Origin of the sequence: Nonomuraea sp. NEAU-A123, assembly GCF_018603905.1 — a bacterium.
GTDB lineage: Bacteria > Actinomycetota > Actinomycetes > Streptosporangiales > Streptosporangiaceae > Nonomuraea.
The window spans coordinates 510357-526723 of sequence record NZ_JAHFZZ010000006.1 but is presented as its reverse complement, the minus strand read 5'-3'; the positions used below and the strand labels follow the sequence as shown (position 1 = coordinate 526723).

Sequence of the window (16367 nt, the reverse complement as noted above, 5' to 3'; positions counted from 1 at the left end):
CGACGTTGCTGCCACCACGCATTCTGCGGCGCCTCATCCTCGCTCCACTCGTCATCGTCGTGACCGTGTTCGCGCTCGTCACGCTGCCAGTGTGGGTCGTGGTGACGTTCGCCGCGTCGCTGCGGCTCGCGCCGCCACAGCGACGCGGGCTGCGGTTCGCCTGGTTCGGGGTGGCATGGTTGACGCTGGAGTCGGCGGTGCTCGTCGCCTGCCTCGTGCTCTGGGTGGCCGGCGCGTTCGGCCGCGACCGGCAGCAGGAGCGGCACTACGCGCTGATCAAATGGTTCCTGACCAAGGTGTACGCCGCCGCCGTACGGATCTTCCGCCTCACCGTCGACATCCACGAACCGCCGCTCACCGAAGAGGAACAGGCCGCCCGCCTCACCCACCCGGTGATCGTCCTGGCCCGCCACGCGGGTCCCGGCGACTCCTTCCTGCTGATCTATCACCTGCTCTCCCTGTACGACCGGCGGCCCCGGATCGTGATGAAGGCGGCGCTGCAGTTCGACCCGTCGCTGGACGTGATGGTCAACCGGCTGCCGAACGCCTTCGTGCCCCGCCGTACCGCCGAGAGCGGCATCATCGACGAGATCAAGCGGCTGTCCTCGACCATGGACGAGGACGACGCGCTGGTGATCTTCCCGGAGGGCGGCAACTTCACCCCGCGGCGCCGCCGGCTGGCGATCAGGCGGCTGGAGGAGAAGGGGCTGGACGAGGAGGCGTCACGGGCCCGCGGCATGGATCACCTGCTGCCGCCGCGCCCCGGTGGCGCCATCGCGGCCATCGAGTCCTGCCCGTCGGCCGACGTCGTCTTCGTCGCGCACACCGGCCTGGACGACCTCATCACGGTGGGCGACGTGTGGCGCAAACTACCGGTCAGCGCGCACATCACCGCGAAGTGGTGGCGGGTGCCCGCCGCACGCATCCCCAAGGACCGCGAGGCGCGGATCCGCTGGCTGTACGACCAGTGGGAGCTCATCGACGACTGGATCAGCGCCCAGCGGCTCACCCTGCGCTAGCCCCCGGCGGGAGGAGCGGGACGGCGGGCGGGCCGTGCTCGATCAGGTCGAGCAGGGCGTCCGTGTCGAGGTGGTGTTCGACCAGGTCGCCGAGCGCGTCCAGGCGGTTCTCGCGCAGCAGGGCGAAGTCCGTGTCCGGCGCCGGGACGAAGGCACGCCCGGCCCGCTCGGCCACATCGGTGAGGAAGGCGCGGCGGAAGCCGTCGTTCTCCAGCGCGCCGTGCCAGGTGGTGCCCCACACGTCGCCCGCGCGGCAGCCGTCGAGGAACGGCTCGCCACCTTCGACGGTCGCGACGCCGTGGTGGATCTCGTACGCGCTGACCGAATGCCCGTACGCGTGACCGGCCGGGCGGCCGAGCGTCTTGCCCGCCGCGAACCGGACCCGGACCGGAAGCAGGCCCAAACCGTCGACCCGGCCGGCGCCCGACTCGACGTCGTCGTGGATCTCGCGGGCGAGCATCTGGTAGCCGCCGCAGATGCCGAGGACGGGTCCGGTACGCCGCCGGACGGCGGCGGCCAGGCCGGTGTCGCGGAGCCAGGCCAGGTCGCTGACCGTCGCGCGGGAGCCGGGCAGCACCACCAGGTCGGCGTCGTCGAGCTCCGCCGGATCGGTCACGAAGCGGACGAGCACTCCCGGCTCGGCGGCCAGGGCGTCGAGGTCGGTGAAGTTGGAGATCCTCGGCAGCTTGACCACCGCCACGCGGAGCGTCTGGTCGCCGTGGGGCCGCTGCGGGGCGATCGAGCGGCTGCCGAGGGCGAGAGAGTCCTCGACGTCCAGCCAGAGCCCGTCCAGCCAGGGCAGCACACCGTACACGCGGCGGCCGGTGAGGTCCCGGAGCATGTCCAGGCCGGGTTCGAGCAGCTCGGCCGCGCCGCGGAACTTGTTCACCACAAATCCGGAAATAAGCGCTTGATCGGCGGCGTCCAGCAGGCCGACCGTGCCGTAGAACGCGGCGAAGACGCCGCCGCGGTCGATGTCGCCCACCACGATCACCGGCAGGTTCGCCGCCCTGGCCAGGCCCATGTTGGCGATGTCGCCCCGGCGCAGGTTGATCTCCGCGGGGCTGCCGGCGCCCTCGCAGATGACGACGTCGTACGAGCTTCGCAGCCGGTCGAGCGAGGCCAGCGCGCTCTCGCGGAGCAGGTCCTTGAGCCGGCCGTACTCCATCGCGTCGACGTCGGCCACCGGCTGTCCCATCAGGACCACCTGGCTGCGGCGGTCGCTGCCCGGCTTGAGCAGGATCGGGTTCATGTCGGCGACGGGTTCGAGGCCCGCGGCCCGCGCCTGCACGGCTTGGGCACGGCCGATCTCGGCGCCGTCGGCGGTGACGTACGAGTTCAGTGACATGTTCTGGGCCTTGAACGGCGCGACGCGGACCCCCTTGCGGGCCAGCCAGCGGCAGATCCCGGCGGTGACGACGCTCTTGCCCGCGTCTGATGTGGTGCCGGCGACCAGCAGCGCTCCGTTCATGGCTTACATCGTAAGCCGGTGCTCCTTCTCGCCGTGCCACTCGACGCTCAGCACCGTGGCGTCGTCCTGGAGGCGGCCGTGCTGGTGTTCGAGGATGGACTGGATCAGCCGGCGCAGCGTCTCCGGCGCCGACATCCCGTCGGCTTCGCGGCGTACGACGAAGTCGATGAACCGCTCGAGCCCGAACTCCTCCCCTTCCGGGCTCTGCGCCTCGATGATGCCGTCGGTGTAGAAGAGCAGGCGATCACCGCGTTCGAGCTGGTAGTGCTCCAGACCGGCGGACAGGCCCAGGCCGAAGCCCATCGGCGGCGACGGCACGGTCTCCAGGGTGGCGACGCGGCGGCCCCGCCGGATCACCAGCGGCGGGTGGTGCCCGCGGTTGACCCAGGTCAGCTCGCCGGTCTTGAGGTTCAGGTCGGCGAGGATGCCGGTGGCGAACCGGGTGGCGCCGAACTGTTCGGCGATCGCCTCGTCGATGGCCTCGCTGGCCGCCAGCAGGCCGGTGCCCCGTAGCCGGTTGTTGCGGCAGGCGCCGACGGCGATCGTCGCGGTCAGCCCCGCGGAGGTGTCGTGCCCCATGGCGTCGAAGATCGACAGGTGTAGCGTGTCGCCGGCGAGGGCGAAGTCGTACACGTCGCCGCCCACGTCGTAAGCGGGCTCCAGCGCGGCGCCGACCACGACCTTGTCGTTGGCGAAGCTGCCGCTCGGCATCAGGTTCCACAGCACCTCGGCCGACAGGGTCATCGACTCCGTACGCACCAGCGAGGCGTAGGTGTCGCTGAAGTCGCGCTTGCTGATCACCAGCAGCGAGACCAGGCTCGCCAACTGCTTCACCCGCCAGTCGATGTCGTCATCAGCCGCGGGAACGGTCACCGCCAGCATGCCGACCCGTTCGGTGCCGTCGAGCAGCGGCACCCACAGCCGCCGCCGTCCCTCCTCGGCCGGCGGCTCCGGCTCTCCCTCTGCCCCCGCCTCCGCCTCCGCCTCCGTCTCGATGACGTGCCTGGCCTGGACGACCTCCACATTGCGGTAGGCCCGCCCGGCGAGCGTGGAGTCGATGCGGATCGACCGCAGCGGCTCGCCCACCGCGTCGTGCTGGCCGGGCAGCGGGACGAGGTACTGCTGCTGCAGGTCGACCACGTAGATCATGATCTGGTGGAACCCGGCCGGCTTGGCATGCTCGGCGACCAAGTCCGGCAGGTCCTCGATGGAGGCCAGATGGCTCGCGCCCAGCAGGCCGCCCAGCATGCGCTCACCCTCGCTTCGCATGCGCGCGCCTCCTACGTCTCCCAGAGGGTCATACCCCGATAGCAGCCTCTAGACCTGCGGGTTCATCGTTCATGCGGGTGCGTTCCGCCCGGTCTGCCAAGCCGTTGACCACGTCGCGTACTACGCTGCCAGCCATGCCCAGCGACGCCCTCATGGCCTGGCTCACCACGCGCACTCCCGAGCAACTGGCGCTCCTGGCCGATCGCGGCGCGCTACGCGTTCGGGGTCGCGAGCCGTCGCTGGAGGACTACGCCCACCTGCTCAGACAGGACCAGGTGCTCGCCCGGTTGATGGGCTTCTGCACCCTGCCGGAGCTCCAGGCGCTGGGCGCGATCGCCTGGCTGTCCGCCCAGCGGTACGGCCCCATCCCCGACGACTACTGGCGCGTTCCCGACCCGGACGAACGCGCGGTCTCCCGAGCCGAGGTGCTGACCCTCCTCGCCGGTCAGGACCAGGACCTGCGGGCGGAAGCGCAGGCGGCCCTGGCCCGGCTGGCCGACCAGGCCCTGCTCCAGCCACCCCACGGCGAGCAGTGCGTGGTGGCCCCCTATATCCACCGGAACCTGGCGGACGGCATGGGCCTGGGCCGCCCCGCCGCCTACCTCATCGCCCGGTATTTCAACGCGCCGGAGGTCCATCGGCTGGCCGCCGCGCTGGAGCTGGACAAGGCGCCGGGCCGGGAAGCCGCCGAGCGGAGCGTCGTGGCGTTCCTGACGGATCCGGACCGGCTGCACGCCCTGCTCGCGAAGGCGCCCGCCTCGGCCACGGAACTGCTGGGCCGGCTCGCGCACGAAGGGCCCCTGATCGAGATCCTCTGTTTCCACCCGGCGGGCCCGTACGGCAGCAACAAGTACGTCTTCTTCGCCGGCGGCTCGGGGCATCCCGGCGCGGACTGGCTGGCGGCGCGCGGGCTGCTGCTCCCGTCAGGCGTTCCCCAGGTGGCCGAGCTGCCGGTAGAGGTGGCGATCGCGGTCCGCGGCGAGCTACGGGCGACGTTCACCCCGCACCCTCCCCAGCCCCGCGACCTGCCGCGGGCCGAGGACATCGAGCCCGCCGCCGAGGCCGCGGCCGGCACGCTCGCCTGGCAACTCGAACGGCTGCTCGCCGGCTGCGCCGAACAGCCGCTCACCGTCCGCAAATCCGGCGGGGTCGCGATCCGCGACACCAAACGCCTGGCCAAGGGCATCGCCGAGCCGGAGACCGTCCGCTTCCTGCTGGAGCTGTGCTTCCGCGCCGGCCTGCTGGGCCTCCTGGCCGAACCGGCCGAGCCCCCCGCCAACCGCCGCGCCAAGGTGCCGCCGCCCTCCCACATCGTCCTGCCCACCCGGGCCTATGACCGCTGGCTGTCGTACGCGCCCGCCCAGCGGCTGGTCCCGATCCTCGCCGCCTGGGCCGTCTGCCGCGACATCCCGCTGTGGTGGCCCGACCCCGACCAGACGCCCGTCGCCCTGACCGGCCTCGACGACTCCGATGCGGTCAGCCTGCGCTACGCGCTGCTGGAGGCCCTGGCCGCCGCCCCCGCACAACGCGCGGCCGACGCGGCTCCCTACCTGGTGGCCGCCGCGACCTGGCACCGCCCCGCCCGGATACCGCGGGGCCCGGCCGGCGCCCAGCGCATCGAGTCCACCGTGCGCGAGGCCGCGCTCCTCGGCGTCATCGGCCAGGGCGCCCTGACCCGGCTCGGCCACACCGTGCTCGACCTGCTCCGCACCGGCCAGGCATGGAAGACCCCGAACACCGCGCTCTCCCCCGTCCTGACCGGCATGCTCCCCGCGCCCCGCACCACGGCCCGCTTCCAGACCGACCTGACCGCCGTGGTGGCCGGCGCCCCGGAAGCGAAACTGGCCGCCCTCCTGAACACGGTCGGCGTCCGCGAATCGGAAGGGCACGCGGTGGTGTGGCGCATCAGCCACGCCTCGGTACGGCACGCCCTCGACGCCGGCCACGAAACGGCCACCCTGATCACCCGCCTCCGGGCCGTGGCGGAAGGCGACCTCCCGCAGCCACTGGAGTACCTGATCAAGGACGTGGGGCGGACGCATGGCCGGATGCGGGTGGTGCGATCCGGCTGCTGCATCCGCTCCGACGACGAGGCGCTACTGGCCGAACTCGTCCACGCCAAGCCGCTCCGCGCACTCGGCCTGCGCCTGATCGCACCGACTGTGCTGATCAGCGCCAGCCCGGAGCGGGAGACGATGGCCTCGCTGCGCGCCGCGGGCTACGCCCCGGCCCTGGAGGCGGAGACAGGTGCCACGCTGGTGGAACAGCCCTCTTCTAGACGGGCCCCCTGAGAGGCATGGACCTCGCTTGTAGGGGCGCCGTGTTCTGTGGGCGCGGGCGCGTCCTCCCCTTTCGGTAAAGGGGAGGACGCGTTGGTGGGTTATGGGTATTCGGTGAGGTTTGCGACGTTTGTGGAGGAGTTGCTTGGGCCTCCCGTGGAATTGATGACGTGGGCGATGGTTCCGGTGCCGCCCAGGGAGACCGTCACCATGTGGTGGAAGCGGACCCCCGACGTGTTCGGCGCCTCGAAGGCCCGCTCGGCCACCACCGCGGGGTTGGCGCTGAAGTAGCAGTAGCTGCCCAGCCCCCAGGCCTCATGCGAGGTGACCGAACTGGCGACCTTGTAGGCGGCCCAGCCCCGGGTGGAGCCGTTCATCCAGGACGCTTGGTTGGGCGGATCGTAGGGCATCTCGTTCTGGAAGAAGTAGGTCCGCCCGCCGTTGCCGTTCCAGATGACCTGGTACTGGTGGTAGTGCTCGACGAACAGCCCGTAGAACGTCACGTTGTCGCCGTTGACGATGAGCCCGTTGACGGTCGTGTTGGTGTTCCACCCGACGCCGCTGCCGTGGTCGGCCCGCCAGATCCAGGTGTGATCACCGATCACGTCGTCGCTGTTGATCACCAGGCTCTGTGACGCCTTGCCCACCCCGGCGCCGCCGACGCGGAAGAAGACGTCGTGCAGTGAGGTGGGGTTGGCCGCGTGTGAGGCCGTCGAGCCCGCCGGGCCGACCTGCATGAGCGTCGCCGAGTTCACGGTCCCGGCGTCGATCAGCAGCCCGGCGATCTTGACGCCGTCCACGTCGGCGACGGTCATCGCCGTGACGCCGTTGTCGGGTACGAACGTCGCCAACCCAAGACCGAGCACCACGGTGTCGGCCCTGGTGACCCTGATCGTGTCGTTCAGGTGGTAGACGCCCGGCGTGACCAGCAGGTCCTTGCCCGCGGCCAGTGCCGCGTTGATGTCACCAGCGGTGTTGCCCGGCTTGACGACGAAGAACTGACTGATCGGCAGCGACGTGCCCGCGCCCGGCCACGACACCCCGGCGGAGTTCGACTTCAGCGCGGGCACGAACACCTGGTAGGCCCCCGCCGCGTCGATGTAGAGGAACGGCTTCTCCCGTACCACCGGCGTCTGCCCCACCGTCGTGTACGGCGGGCTGGGGAAGGTGTTGCCCGGCGCGCCGGACACCCCGACGAAGACCATGTTCCAGTTCGACCCGCTCCAGGACCCGAAGGCCGAGTTGCGGGAGATCCACTGCTGTTGCGACCCGGACCTGACCTGACCGTCGATCCGCGAGTCGGAGATCCACCCGCCGCTCGACCAGCCGCCGTCGTCCAACTGCAGGTTTCCGCGCACATGCATGCGCCGGTACGGCGCCGCCTGCGAGACCGCCCACCGGTCCGTGCCGCCCGCCGGGGTGACCGAGAGGTTCTCGGCGGAGCGCCAGAAGTTCTGCGTGGCGTTGCCGCCGAACCAGTCGGCCTCGGCGTGCACGGCCCCGTTGATCGTCACCGCGTCCGGCGTCTGTCCCAGGCCAAGGACCTGGGTGTAGAAGCCGACGTTGACGTCCACGCTGTAGGTGCCCGGCTTGAACAGCAGCGCGTACCGGTTGGACCCGAACTGGTTGGACTGCTGCTGGCTGAACACCGAGTTGAGCTGCGACTGGATTGTGGACGCGGGCATCGACGGGTCGAAGACGCGCACGTTCGGCCCCAGGTCGGGATCGGGGCCACCACCGCCGCCGCCCGACAGGGTGAACGACTGCGCCGCCGAGCTGTTGCAGGTGTACTGCTGCAGTTGCACGCTGTCGGCCGTGGAGGCGCCCGACACGTCGAGGCACTTGCCGCTGTTCCTGTTGATCAGGTGGTACGTGCCTCCGGATTCCTCCACCGGCAGCCACTGCTGGTTGTTGCCGCCGCCGTAGGCCCACAGCTGGACCAGCGCGCTGTCGGCGGTCGAGACACCGGTCACGTCCCAGGCCTGCGCGGCGTTGAGCGAGCTGTTGACCCGGTAGTAGCCGCCGCTGGTGGCCTGGAACTGCCAGAGCTGCGCGCCACTGCCGTTGCACGCGTACTGCTGGACGGCGGTGCCGTTGGCGGTGGCGGCGGCGCGGGCGTCGACGCACTTGCCGCTGTGCTTGGCGACCACGGTGGTCAGGCCGGTGGGGACGGCTGCCTGCGCGACCGGCATGAGGACGAACCCGGCCGCGATCAGCACGAGAACGATCAGGGCACGCATCAGAACCCCGCCGTCAGTCGAGTGAAGTCCCAGGCGTTCTGGGAGACGCCGCTGCAGGTTTCGGACAGCCCTCCGGAGCAGGGGCGGTCGCGGTTGACCGACCAGAAGGCGAGCCTGGTCAGGCCATGGGAGTTGGCGTAGTCGCGAATCTGGGTCCAGGTGGCGACCGAGGTGACCTCCGACTGGTCGGACAGGCCGTTCATGCCGGAGATGCCCATGTGCGCGTACGCCGTGGCGTCCGACCAGCCGAACGCCGACTTCAGCGCGTTCTTCAGCCCTTCGGCCGCGTTGACCGTGCTCTGGTACATGTTGGAGCCGCCGCCGAAGTCGAACGGCATGATCGTGTAGTTGTCGATCGGGACGCCGAGCTCCCTCGACCGGTTGATCAGCCGGGTGCCCGCGCCGGCCGGGCCGCTGGTGGAGGTGCCGAAGGTGACGACCACCTTGACGTTCGGGTTGTTCGCCTTGACGATCTTGAGTCCGTTGAGTATGCGGTCCTGGACGGTGTAGTTCTCGTACTCGTCGGTGTTCTCGATGTCGAAGTCGACGGCCGCGGGTCCCAGGGCGTTGATGACCTGCTGCACGGCGCCCGCGTACGCCTCAGGCGTACCGCAGTTGGGGCCGAGCTTGTTGCCCGACCAGCCGCCGAAGGAGATCTGGACGCTGCCGCCCTTGGACTTGATCGTGTTGATCGCCTGCTGGTCGGCGCCGCCCGTCAGCGCACGCGAGCCGTCCCAGCGTGGCACGCAGCCGCCGCCGGACAGGATGAAGGCCATCGTGAAGGACTTCACGCCGGTCGCGTCCATGACCGTGCCCGGGTTGGGCGGGCTCCCCCACCCCATGTAGAGGTAGGGAGCGCCGGGCAGCTTGCCGGGACTGGGAGTGCCGCCGCCGGAGGGCAGCGTCCACTTCTGGTTGGCGCCGGTGCCGCAGCTCCAGATCTGCAGGGGCGTGCCGTCGGCCGAGCTGACGTTGGTGGCGTCCAGGCACTTGCCGAGCGCCCGCAGGGTGCCGTCGGAGGCGGCCGTCCACTGCTGCGCGGCGGTGCCGTTGCAGTCGTAGATCTGCACCTTGGCGCCGTCGGCGCTGCTCGCGCCCGCCACGTCCAGGCACTTGCCGAGTGCGCGGATCGTGCCGTCGGACTGCGTGGTCCACGACTGGGCAGTGGTGCTGTTGCAGGTCCAGAGCTGGACCTGGGTGCCGTTGGCGCTGCTGGCGCCGGCGACGTCGACGCACTTGCCGCCGTAGCCGGTGATCTGGCCGGTGGCGGCCCAGGCCGGGAAAGCGAGGCCCGCCACGGCTAACGCCGTCACGGAGGCAAGGATGATTCCTCGTCTTTTCATGGGGGGTGTCACCTTCTGTGGGGGGTGTACGCCAGTGGCTAGCCGCCGGCGTGGGTGAGCGCCATGGCTAAGAGAAATCCACGGTCGTGACCTTATGGTGACCTTACGGTGACCTTACAAGAGCGTCAATACTTGAATTAAGTGTTGACGGCACCTTCGTACGATCCTTAAATCAGATAGGAAAATAAGCCACGACGCGGGCCCTCAGCCGCCCAGGAACTGATCCACCACCAGGATGGCGGCGCCGAGCTTGACGCCCTCCGCGCGGCCGTAGGAACAGCGCAGCGCGGAGCGCTCCGTGGCCGTCAAGATCGCCGGCAGGTGGTCGCGGGCAACCATGCCGGGGACGCCGACGCCGCTGCGCGCGGCACCGGCACGTCGTTAGTCCGGGCGCTGACCGGGCTGCTGCGGCGGTGGCTCCGGGGGCTGCGGGCTTGGCGACTGCCGGCCCTGCGGGTCGCCTCCGCCGTAGCGGCGCTGCACCTCGTCCACGCCCTTCTCGATGTGCTGGTCGTACTTGTGGCCGGTCCGCTCCTTGGCGAACCGCTCGGCGCGATCCAGCACCTTGTCAGCCTGCTTGGAGTGCCCTCTCGCCAGGTCCTCGGCCTTCTTCAACCATTCAGCGATGCGGCTCATGAGCGTGCCCCCTTCTCGTGCCTTACAGTTGCCCCCTACCCGGAGTCGGCGCGAGGTCACACCTCGCGGCGATCGCCGGCACGACCGCGACCGCCACTGCCGCGCAACCGTCCGCGACGAGCGTGTTCGACTCCCGGCGAACGGAACCGCATCAGGGAGCGCCTCAACCACCTGGCTCTCAGCGCCGCAGTGCGACCAGTTCGCCCTTGCCCACGTTGATCGTGGTGACGGTCAGGCGCGGCTCCCGCTGGAGAAGGTCGTGCAGCGGGGCGATCTCCTCGGGGTGGGACAGGGCGTTGTCTGCCACGAGCACGCCACCCTGCGGCGGGCGTGCGCCTGGGCCTCGGCGTCGGTGTCGAGGCTGAGGACGTGCCCGCCGACCGCCCGCGCGGCGTCGGCCAGCCACAACGTGGACACGCCCCGCGAGGTGCCGATCTCCACGATGATCCGGGCTCCGGCGCTCTGGGCCAGGAACCACAGGAACTCCCCGGCATCGGGCTCCAGCACCCGCCACCGGTCCAGCCGGTCCTCCTGGCCGGCGTCGTGCTGGGCGGCGGCCGCGTTCAGCTCCGCGATGATCTTCCGTAACGTGGCATCCATAGCCGGATTCTGCCCTGCCCGTAACGTGGTCACCGGCCGGTAGTAGTCGGCTTCGCGTCTGGTGCCAAGGTGGAGGGCCTTTACCATACGGCCCATGACCACGCACGGATTCACGCTCACCGCCGAGGGCCCGTTCGACTTCGGCGCCTCGCTGCGCTTCGTCGAGGACTGGCCGGCCACCAGCGCGCTGCCCTCCGACGGGCGGGCGCTGCGCTTCGCCTACTGCGCCGAGTCCGACTGGCGGCCGATCGGCGTGACCGTGACGGCCGCGCCGGGCGGGGTCGCCGTCGCCACGACGCGGGCCGCGGGGCCGGGGATCCGAGGCGAGGTGGCGCGCATCCTCTCCCTCGACGTGGACGGCGCCGGTTTCACCGAGCTCGGCGAGGCCGACCCGGTGCTCGGCGACCTGCAGCGGCTCCGTCCCGGCCTGCGGCCGGTGTGCTTCTGGAGTACGTGGGAGGCGGCGTGCTGGGCGGTGATCGTACAGCGTTCGTCGATGCTCATCGCCTCGCGTATCAAGCAGCGCATCGCGGAGCGGTACGGCGCCGAGGTCACCGTGGACGGGCAGGTGTACGCGGCCTTCCCGCCGCCCGTGACGCTGCTGGAGGCCGGCGGCCTCGGGCTGCCCGCGCAGAAGGAGGAGTGGCTGCGCGGACTGGCCGGTGCGGCGCTGGACGGCGTTCTCACCGCCGAGCACCTGCGCGCGCTCGGCCCGGAGGAGGCCCTGGCCGAGCTGCGCGCGCTGCCCGGCGTGGGGCCGTTCTCCGCCGGGCTGATCCTGATCCGCGGCGCGGGCGCGCCGGACGCGTTCCCGGGTGACGAGCCGCGACTGTTCGGGATCCTGCGTGAGGCGTACGGCCTGCCGGAGGACGCGCCGCCCGCCGGGTACCGGAAGCTGGCCGAGACGTGGCGGCCCTACCGCTCCTGGGCCTCTTTCTTGTTCCGGGCGTCCACCTATGGCGTCATGGACGATCCGGTGAAGGTCTAGAGCGCGAAATCCGGGGCAGTTCGAGGGTCTTTGACGGACACTCGGGAGAATCGCATGAGCGAAGCTGAGGCCGTAGCACGCCGGGCGGCAGATAGCCCGGCCATGGACAAGCTTGCGCGGGTTGGGCTTGTTTGTCGCGGTGTGCTTTATGGGCTGATCGGAGCGCTGGCCGTCCAGATCGCGTTCGGCGACGGCGGGCAGCAGGCCGACAAGAACGGGGCCATCAGTACGGTCGCGGCGCTGCCGTTCGGTGCCGTGATCTTATGGGTCATGGTCGTGGGGTTCGCCGCGCTGGCGCTGTGGCAGGCGTCCGAAGCGATCTTCGGGGCGCACAAGCTCAAGGACCGGATCGAGCCGGGCAGCCGGGTCGTGGTCTACGTGCTGATCTGCGCCGCGCTGCTGACCATGGTGCTGACCGGCAAGACCGGATCCGATGACAAGAGGTCCCAGGACCTGACGGGCAAGCTGCTCGAGCTGCCCGCCGGACAGATCATCGTGGGGCTGATCGGGCTCGGCATCCTCGGGCTCGGCATCTACTGGGTGCGGTACGGGATCAAGAAGGAGTTCCGCAAACAGCTCAGGCCGATGCCGCCGCGGGCCGGCGCGGTGATGAACCGGCTCGGGCTCGCCGGCTACCTCGCGCGCGGAGTGATCGCCGGTCTGGCCGGGGTCTTCGTGATCCAGGCGGCCATCACCTTCGACCCCGACAAGGCCGGGGGCATCGACGCGACCCTCAGGGCGTTCGCCGACACCCCGGCGGGGCCGTGGCTGCTGGCGGTGGTGGCGCTCGGGCTGCTGCTGTTCGCCCTGTACTGCCTGGGGGAGGCTCGCTGGCGGCGGACCTGAGGCTCGGCCGGGTGGCGCGCTGAGCGCGAGCCGATCCTGTGATTGGCTGATCGGCATGGAAGCACCTTCGGTAGTCGCGTCGTCCAGTTCGTCGCATCGCGTCACTCGGCTGCTGCGCGAGCACCCGCTGATCGACGGGCACAATGACCTGCCCTGGGCGGCACGCAAGCTCGCCGGATACGACTTCGACCGGCTCGACATCAGTGGCGACACGTCCGATCGCACCCATACCGATCTGCCCCGGCTGGCGGCCGGGATGGTCGGCGGGCAGTTCTGGTCGGTCTTCGTGCCTTGCCGGCCCGCTGGGGACGCGGTCACCGCGACCCTGGAGCAGATCGACTGCGTGCTGGCCATGGTCCGGCGCTACCCCGACCGGCTGGCCCTGGCGACCACGGCCGACGAGGTGGAGCGCGTCTTCGCCGGGGGCCGGATCGCCTCGTTGATGGGGGCCGAGGGCGGGCATTCGATCGACTGCTCCCTGGGGGCGCTGCGGATGCTGTACGCCCTCGGGGTTCGCTACATGACGCTCACCCACAACGACAACACCCCCTGGGCCGACTCCGCGACCGACGAGCCGGTGAACCACGGGCTGTCCGCGTTCGGGGAGGAGGTCGTGCGCGAGATGAACAGGCTGGGCATGCTGGTCGACCTGTCCCACGTGTCGGCCGACACGATGCGCGACGCCCTCCGGGTGACGCGGGCGCCGGTGATCTTCTCGCATTCGTCGGCGCGGGCGGTCTGTTCCGCGCCGCGCAACGTACCCGATGACGTGCTGAAGACGCTGGCGGCCAACGGCGGGGTCTGCATGGCCACGTTCGTGCCCGACTTCGTGTCGCAGGACGCCCGGGAATGGCGGCTGGCCGCGACCGACTTCGCCCGCTCGGCCGGTGTCGACACCCATGACTACGAGGCGTTCCACGCGTTCCTGAACACCTGGGAGAAGTCGCACCCGAGGCCCGCCGTCACGATCGACCACGTGGTGGCGCACCTGGAGCACATACGCGACGTGTCAGGCATCGACCACCTCGGTATCGGCGGCGACTACGACGGGTGCGACGGGCTGCCCCGTGGGCTGGAGGACGTGACCGGCTATCCCCGGCTGTTCGCGGCCCTGGCCGACCGGGGCTGGTCCGACGCCGACCTGGCGAAGGTGGCCGGCCGCAACGTGCTGCGGGTGCTGCGCGCGGCCGAGGCCACCGCCGATGACCTGCGGCGTCGCGAGGAGCCGAGCACGGTACGGTTCACCGCGGCCGAAAGCGGCTGACCGGTTACCGGTCGTCCGCCGGCAGGCAGATCGTGAGGGCGCCCGGGACGGCCTCGGCCGTGAGCCGGGTGGTGGCCTCGCGTTCTCCGCCGTCGAGCTCGTACGTCAGCGGCGTGGCGAACCGGGCGGACACCTTCCTGGCGCGGGTCATCCGGACGAACGGGGAGTCGTCGGAGCGCCCCGTGGCCATCCGGCCGATCACCCGGGCCCACTGGACCGGCCCCTTGGCGGTGGAGACCCCGACCTCCAGCCAGCCGTCGTCCGGCCGGGCGTCGTCGAACGCCTCGATGCCGCCGGCGATCATGCTCACGTTGCCCAGCAGCAGACAGCTCGCGTCGCCTTCGAACCAGGTCGTCCCATCGACCTTGATCTTCATCGGCACCAGCGGCCCGCCTACGTGCCGGACGGCCGCCTTGACGTAGCTCAGCTTGCCGAGCTGCTTCTTGGCCTGCCCGTCGGCGTCGGCGATCATCTCGGCCTCGAACCCGGCGCCGGCCATCACCGCGAAATGCTCGCCGTTCAGCAGGCCCAGGTCCAGCTTCTCCCGTCGTCCGTGGAAGCCGATCTCCACCGCCTCTTCCAGGTCGATGGGGATGCCGAGGTTGGTGGCGAACAGGTTCCCGGTCCCGGCCGGCAGGACGGCCATCGGCACGCCGGAGCCGGCCATCACGTCGGCGCACCGTTGCACCATGCCGTCGCCGCCCCAGACGAACACCAGCTCGGCACCCTGTTTGAGCGCCTCGCGGACCTTCTTGCGCGCCTTCTTGCTCTTGGGCACCTCGTACCAGAGGAGCTCGCCGACGTCCTGCTCGGTGATGAGCACGCGCAGCCTGTCCAGGCCTGCGCCGAGAGTCTTCTTACGGTGCGCGACAACCGCCACGGTGGGGGACATGCCCTCCGGACTACCCTCGCCGCCGGCTTTCAGGCAGGAATCAATTCCCTCTGCCTGGGTAGCCGAGCGCGAACGCTCATCGAGGAAGGACCGGAATTGTGAGGCGTCAATGGCTCAAGGCACGCGTCGATCGTGACCGCAGTCTGGGACTGCGGCTGACGGTCGCGAGCCTCGCGGTGGCGCTCATCATGATCCCGTTCAGCCTGCTGCTGGTCGTGGCCAAGATGCCCGCCAACGGGCTGGACGCGAGCGTCGCCGAAGATCTGCACGAGTACGCGCTCGCCCATCCCGCCGTGACCAGAGTGCTCATCGTATGGACGGATCTGTTCGGGCCGTGGCCGTGGCGTATCGCGGTCATCGCGTACGCCGGCTGGCTGCTGTACAAGGGCGCGCCGAGGCTGGCCATCTGGGCGGTCACCACCGTGACGGTGGGCGGGCTGCTCGGCCTCGCACTCAAGATCATCACAGCCCGGGCCAGGCCGCATCTGCCCGATCCCGTCGCGCTCGCGCCGGGCGACTCCTTCCCGTCGGGCCACGCGGTCAACGTGACGCTCGGCGCCGGAGTGATCGTTCTTCTCATCCTGCCCAGGTTGCCCCGGTGGGGGCGGCGGGTGGCGTGGGCCGTGGCCTGGTTCCTGGTGCTGTCGGTCGGCTACACCAGGATCGCGCTCGGCGTGCACTGGGTGAGTGACGTGGTCGCCGGGATCGTCCTGGGCACGGCCGTGGTCGCCGCCACCGCGGCGGGATTCGAGACGTGGCGGCGGGAGCAGGGCCGAAGGCCCGCCTCGCCGCTGACCGAAGGAGTGGACCCCGAGTCAGTGAAGGTGACCCATGACCAAAGCTGAGCACGTGAAGTACTACGCGCTGACGATCTTAGTGCCGATGCTCCTGATGGCCGCGGTGACGTTCGGCGTCGGCAAGCTGATCCTCGCCTGGCCCACCGGCGAGGCGGACGTGAGCCGGGCCCTGGCCGCCGATCGCACCCCACTGTGGAACACACTCACCGACTACGGCACCAGCCTGTCGGACACCCCCTACATCGTGGCGCTCACCGTGATCGTCGCGATCGTCTTCAGGCTCGTGTACAAGCGCTGGCGCGAATCGATCTTCCTTGTCGCGGCCGTCTGGAGCCAGTCGCTCATCTTCCTGGCCACCACCACGCCTGTCGGCCGGCAGCGGCCGCCCGTGCAGCACATCGACCCGGCCCCGCCCACCTCCAGCTTCCCGTCGGGACACGTCAGCGCCGCTGTCGGGTTCTACTGCGCGGTCGCGCTCGTCCTGACCATGCACGTCCGCAACAGGGCGCTCCAGGTGGTGATCTGGGTGCTCGGCGTCGCCGCTCCGCTCATCGTCGGCTTCTCCCGCCTGTACCGAGGCATGCACTTCCTCACCGACGTCACCTGGGGCCTGCTGCTGGGCGTCGGCTGCGTCGTGATGGCCGCGCGGGCGATCTTGTACCGGCGCGAGAGGCAGCAGCGTCGGCGGCCGCTCTCCGAACTCGTCCGACCTGCGTGAACAAG

The 16367-nt window shown here is 70.4% G+C and carries 15 protein-coding genes; 7 read left to right on the top strand and 8 right to left on the bottom strand.

All coding sequences use genetic code 11. The features are described 5' to 3' along the window. The first annotated feature begins 5 nt into the window (after window positions 1–5). Window positions 6–1019: a 1-acyl-sn-glycerol-3-phosphate acyltransferase gene (locus KLK06_RS21530; protein WP_214637316.1), complete on the top strand. Its 1014-nt coding sequence runs from the start codon at window positions 6–8 to the stop codon at window positions 1017–1019. On the opposite strand, the gene KLK06_RS21525 is transcribed toward KLK06_RS21530, so the two are convergent. Next, a complete protein-coding gene (locus KLK06_RS21525; protein WP_214637315.1) occupies window positions 1006–2490 on the bottom strand; it encodes a cobyric acid synthase in 1485 nt (494 codons plus the stop codon). The genes KLK06_RS21530 and KLK06_RS21525 overlap by 14 nt on opposite strands. Before the next feature lie 3 nt (window positions 2491–2493). Beyond that, window positions 2494–3759, bottom strand: a complete 1266-nt coding sequence (locus KLK06_RS21520; RefSeq protein WP_214637314.1) for a PP2C family protein-serine/threonine phosphatase — start codon at window positions 3757–3759, stop codon at window positions 2494–2496. 134 nt (window positions 3760–3893) lie between these two features. Here KLK06_RS21520 and KLK06_RS21515 point away from each other — a divergent pair, with 134 nt between their 5' ends. Then, entirely contained in the window at window positions 3894–6050 is a 2157-nt protein-coding gene (locus KLK06_RS21515) for a helicase-associated domain-containing protein (protein WP_214637313.1), read from the top strand. An 89-nt stretch (window positions 6051–6139) separates the two neighbouring features. On the opposite strand, the gene KLK06_RS21510 is transcribed toward KLK06_RS21515, so the two are convergent. The 5 genes from KLK06_RS21510 to KLK06_RS21495 all read right to left on the bottom strand — a co-directional run bounded on the left by KLK06_RS21510 (window position 6140) and on the right by KLK06_RS21495 (window position 10857). Then, window positions 6140–8278, bottom strand: coding sequence for an RICIN domain-containing protein (locus KLK06_RS21510; protein ID WP_214637312.1), 2139 nt, complete (start codon window positions 8276–8278; stop codon window positions 6140–6142). After that, on the bottom strand, window positions 8278–9591 hold the full coding sequence (locus KLK06_RS21505; protein WP_308168373.1) for a ricin-type beta-trefoil lectin domain protein: 1314 nt from the start codon (window positions 9589–9591) through the stop codon (window positions 8278–8280). The genes KLK06_RS21510 and KLK06_RS21505 overlap by 1 nt, the downstream gene beginning before the upstream one ends. 234 nt (window positions 9592–9825) lie before the next feature. Then, window positions 9826–9960 (bottom strand): hypothetical protein, encoded by a 135-nt coding sequence (locus tag KLK06_RS61535; protein ID WP_284735064.1) that lies wholly within the window; start codon window positions 9958–9960, stop codon window positions 9826–9828. 42 nt (window positions 9961–10002) lie between these two features. Beyond that, entirely contained in the window at window positions 10003–10257 is a 255-nt protein-coding gene (locus tag KLK06_RS21500; protein WP_214637310.1) for an antitoxin, read from the bottom strand. Between the two features lie 231 nt (window positions 10258–10488). Continuing rightward, a complete protein-coding gene (locus KLK06_RS21495) occupies window positions 10489–10857 on the bottom strand; it encodes an O-methyltransferase (RefSeq protein WP_214637309.1) in 369 nt (122 codons plus the stop codon). Window positions 10858–10951: 94 nt separating this feature from the next. On the opposite strand from KLK06_RS21495, the gene KLK06_RS21490 reads away from it, so the two are divergent. From KLK06_RS21490 to KLK06_RS21480, 3 genes are read left to right on the top strand one after another with little or no spacing between them, the layout of a single operon-like run. After that, window positions 10952–11845: a DNA-3-methyladenine glycosylase gene (locus KLK06_RS21490; RefSeq protein ID WP_214637308.1), complete on the top strand. Its 894-nt coding sequence runs from the start codon at window positions 10952–10954 to the stop codon at window positions 11843–11845. Window positions 11846–11899: 54 nt separating this feature from the next. Beyond that, window positions 11900–12691: a DUF1206 domain-containing protein gene (locus KLK06_RS21485; RefSeq protein WP_214637307.1), complete on the top strand. Its 792-nt coding sequence runs from the start codon at window positions 11900–11902 to the stop codon at window positions 12689–12691. Between the two features lie 55 nt (window positions 12692–12746). Beyond that, complete coding sequence (locus KLK06_RS21480; RefSeq protein ID WP_214637306.1) at window positions 12747–13955, top strand: dipeptidase; 1209 nt, start codon at window positions 12747–12749, stop codon at window positions 13953–13955. Between the two features lie 4 nt (window positions 13956–13959). Here the strand turns inward: KLK06_RS21480 and KLK06_RS21475 are convergent, their stop codons facing one another. Continuing rightward, window positions 13960–14847: a diacylglycerol kinase family protein gene (locus KLK06_RS21475; RefSeq protein WP_214637305.1), complete on the bottom strand. Its 888-nt coding sequence runs from the start codon at window positions 14845–14847 to the stop codon at window positions 13960–13962. A 98-nt stretch (window positions 14848–14945) separates the two neighbouring features. Between KLK06_RS21475 and KLK06_RS21470 the strand changes: the two genes are divergently transcribed. Next, complete coding sequence (locus KLK06_RS21470; RefSeq protein ID WP_214637304.1) at window positions 14946–15692, top strand: phosphatase PAP2 family protein; 747 nt, start codon at window positions 14946–14948, stop codon at window positions 15690–15692. Then, window positions 15679–16362 carry a phosphatase PAP2 family protein gene (locus KLK06_RS21465; RefSeq protein WP_214637303.1) on the top strand — a complete coding sequence of 228 codons (684 nt, stop codon included), beginning with the start codon at window positions 15679–15681 and terminating at the stop codon, window positions 16360–16362. Before KLK06_RS21470 ends, KLK06_RS21465 begins: the two co-directional genes overlap by 14 nt. The last annotated feature ends 5 nt before the right edge of the window (window positions 16363–16367 follow it).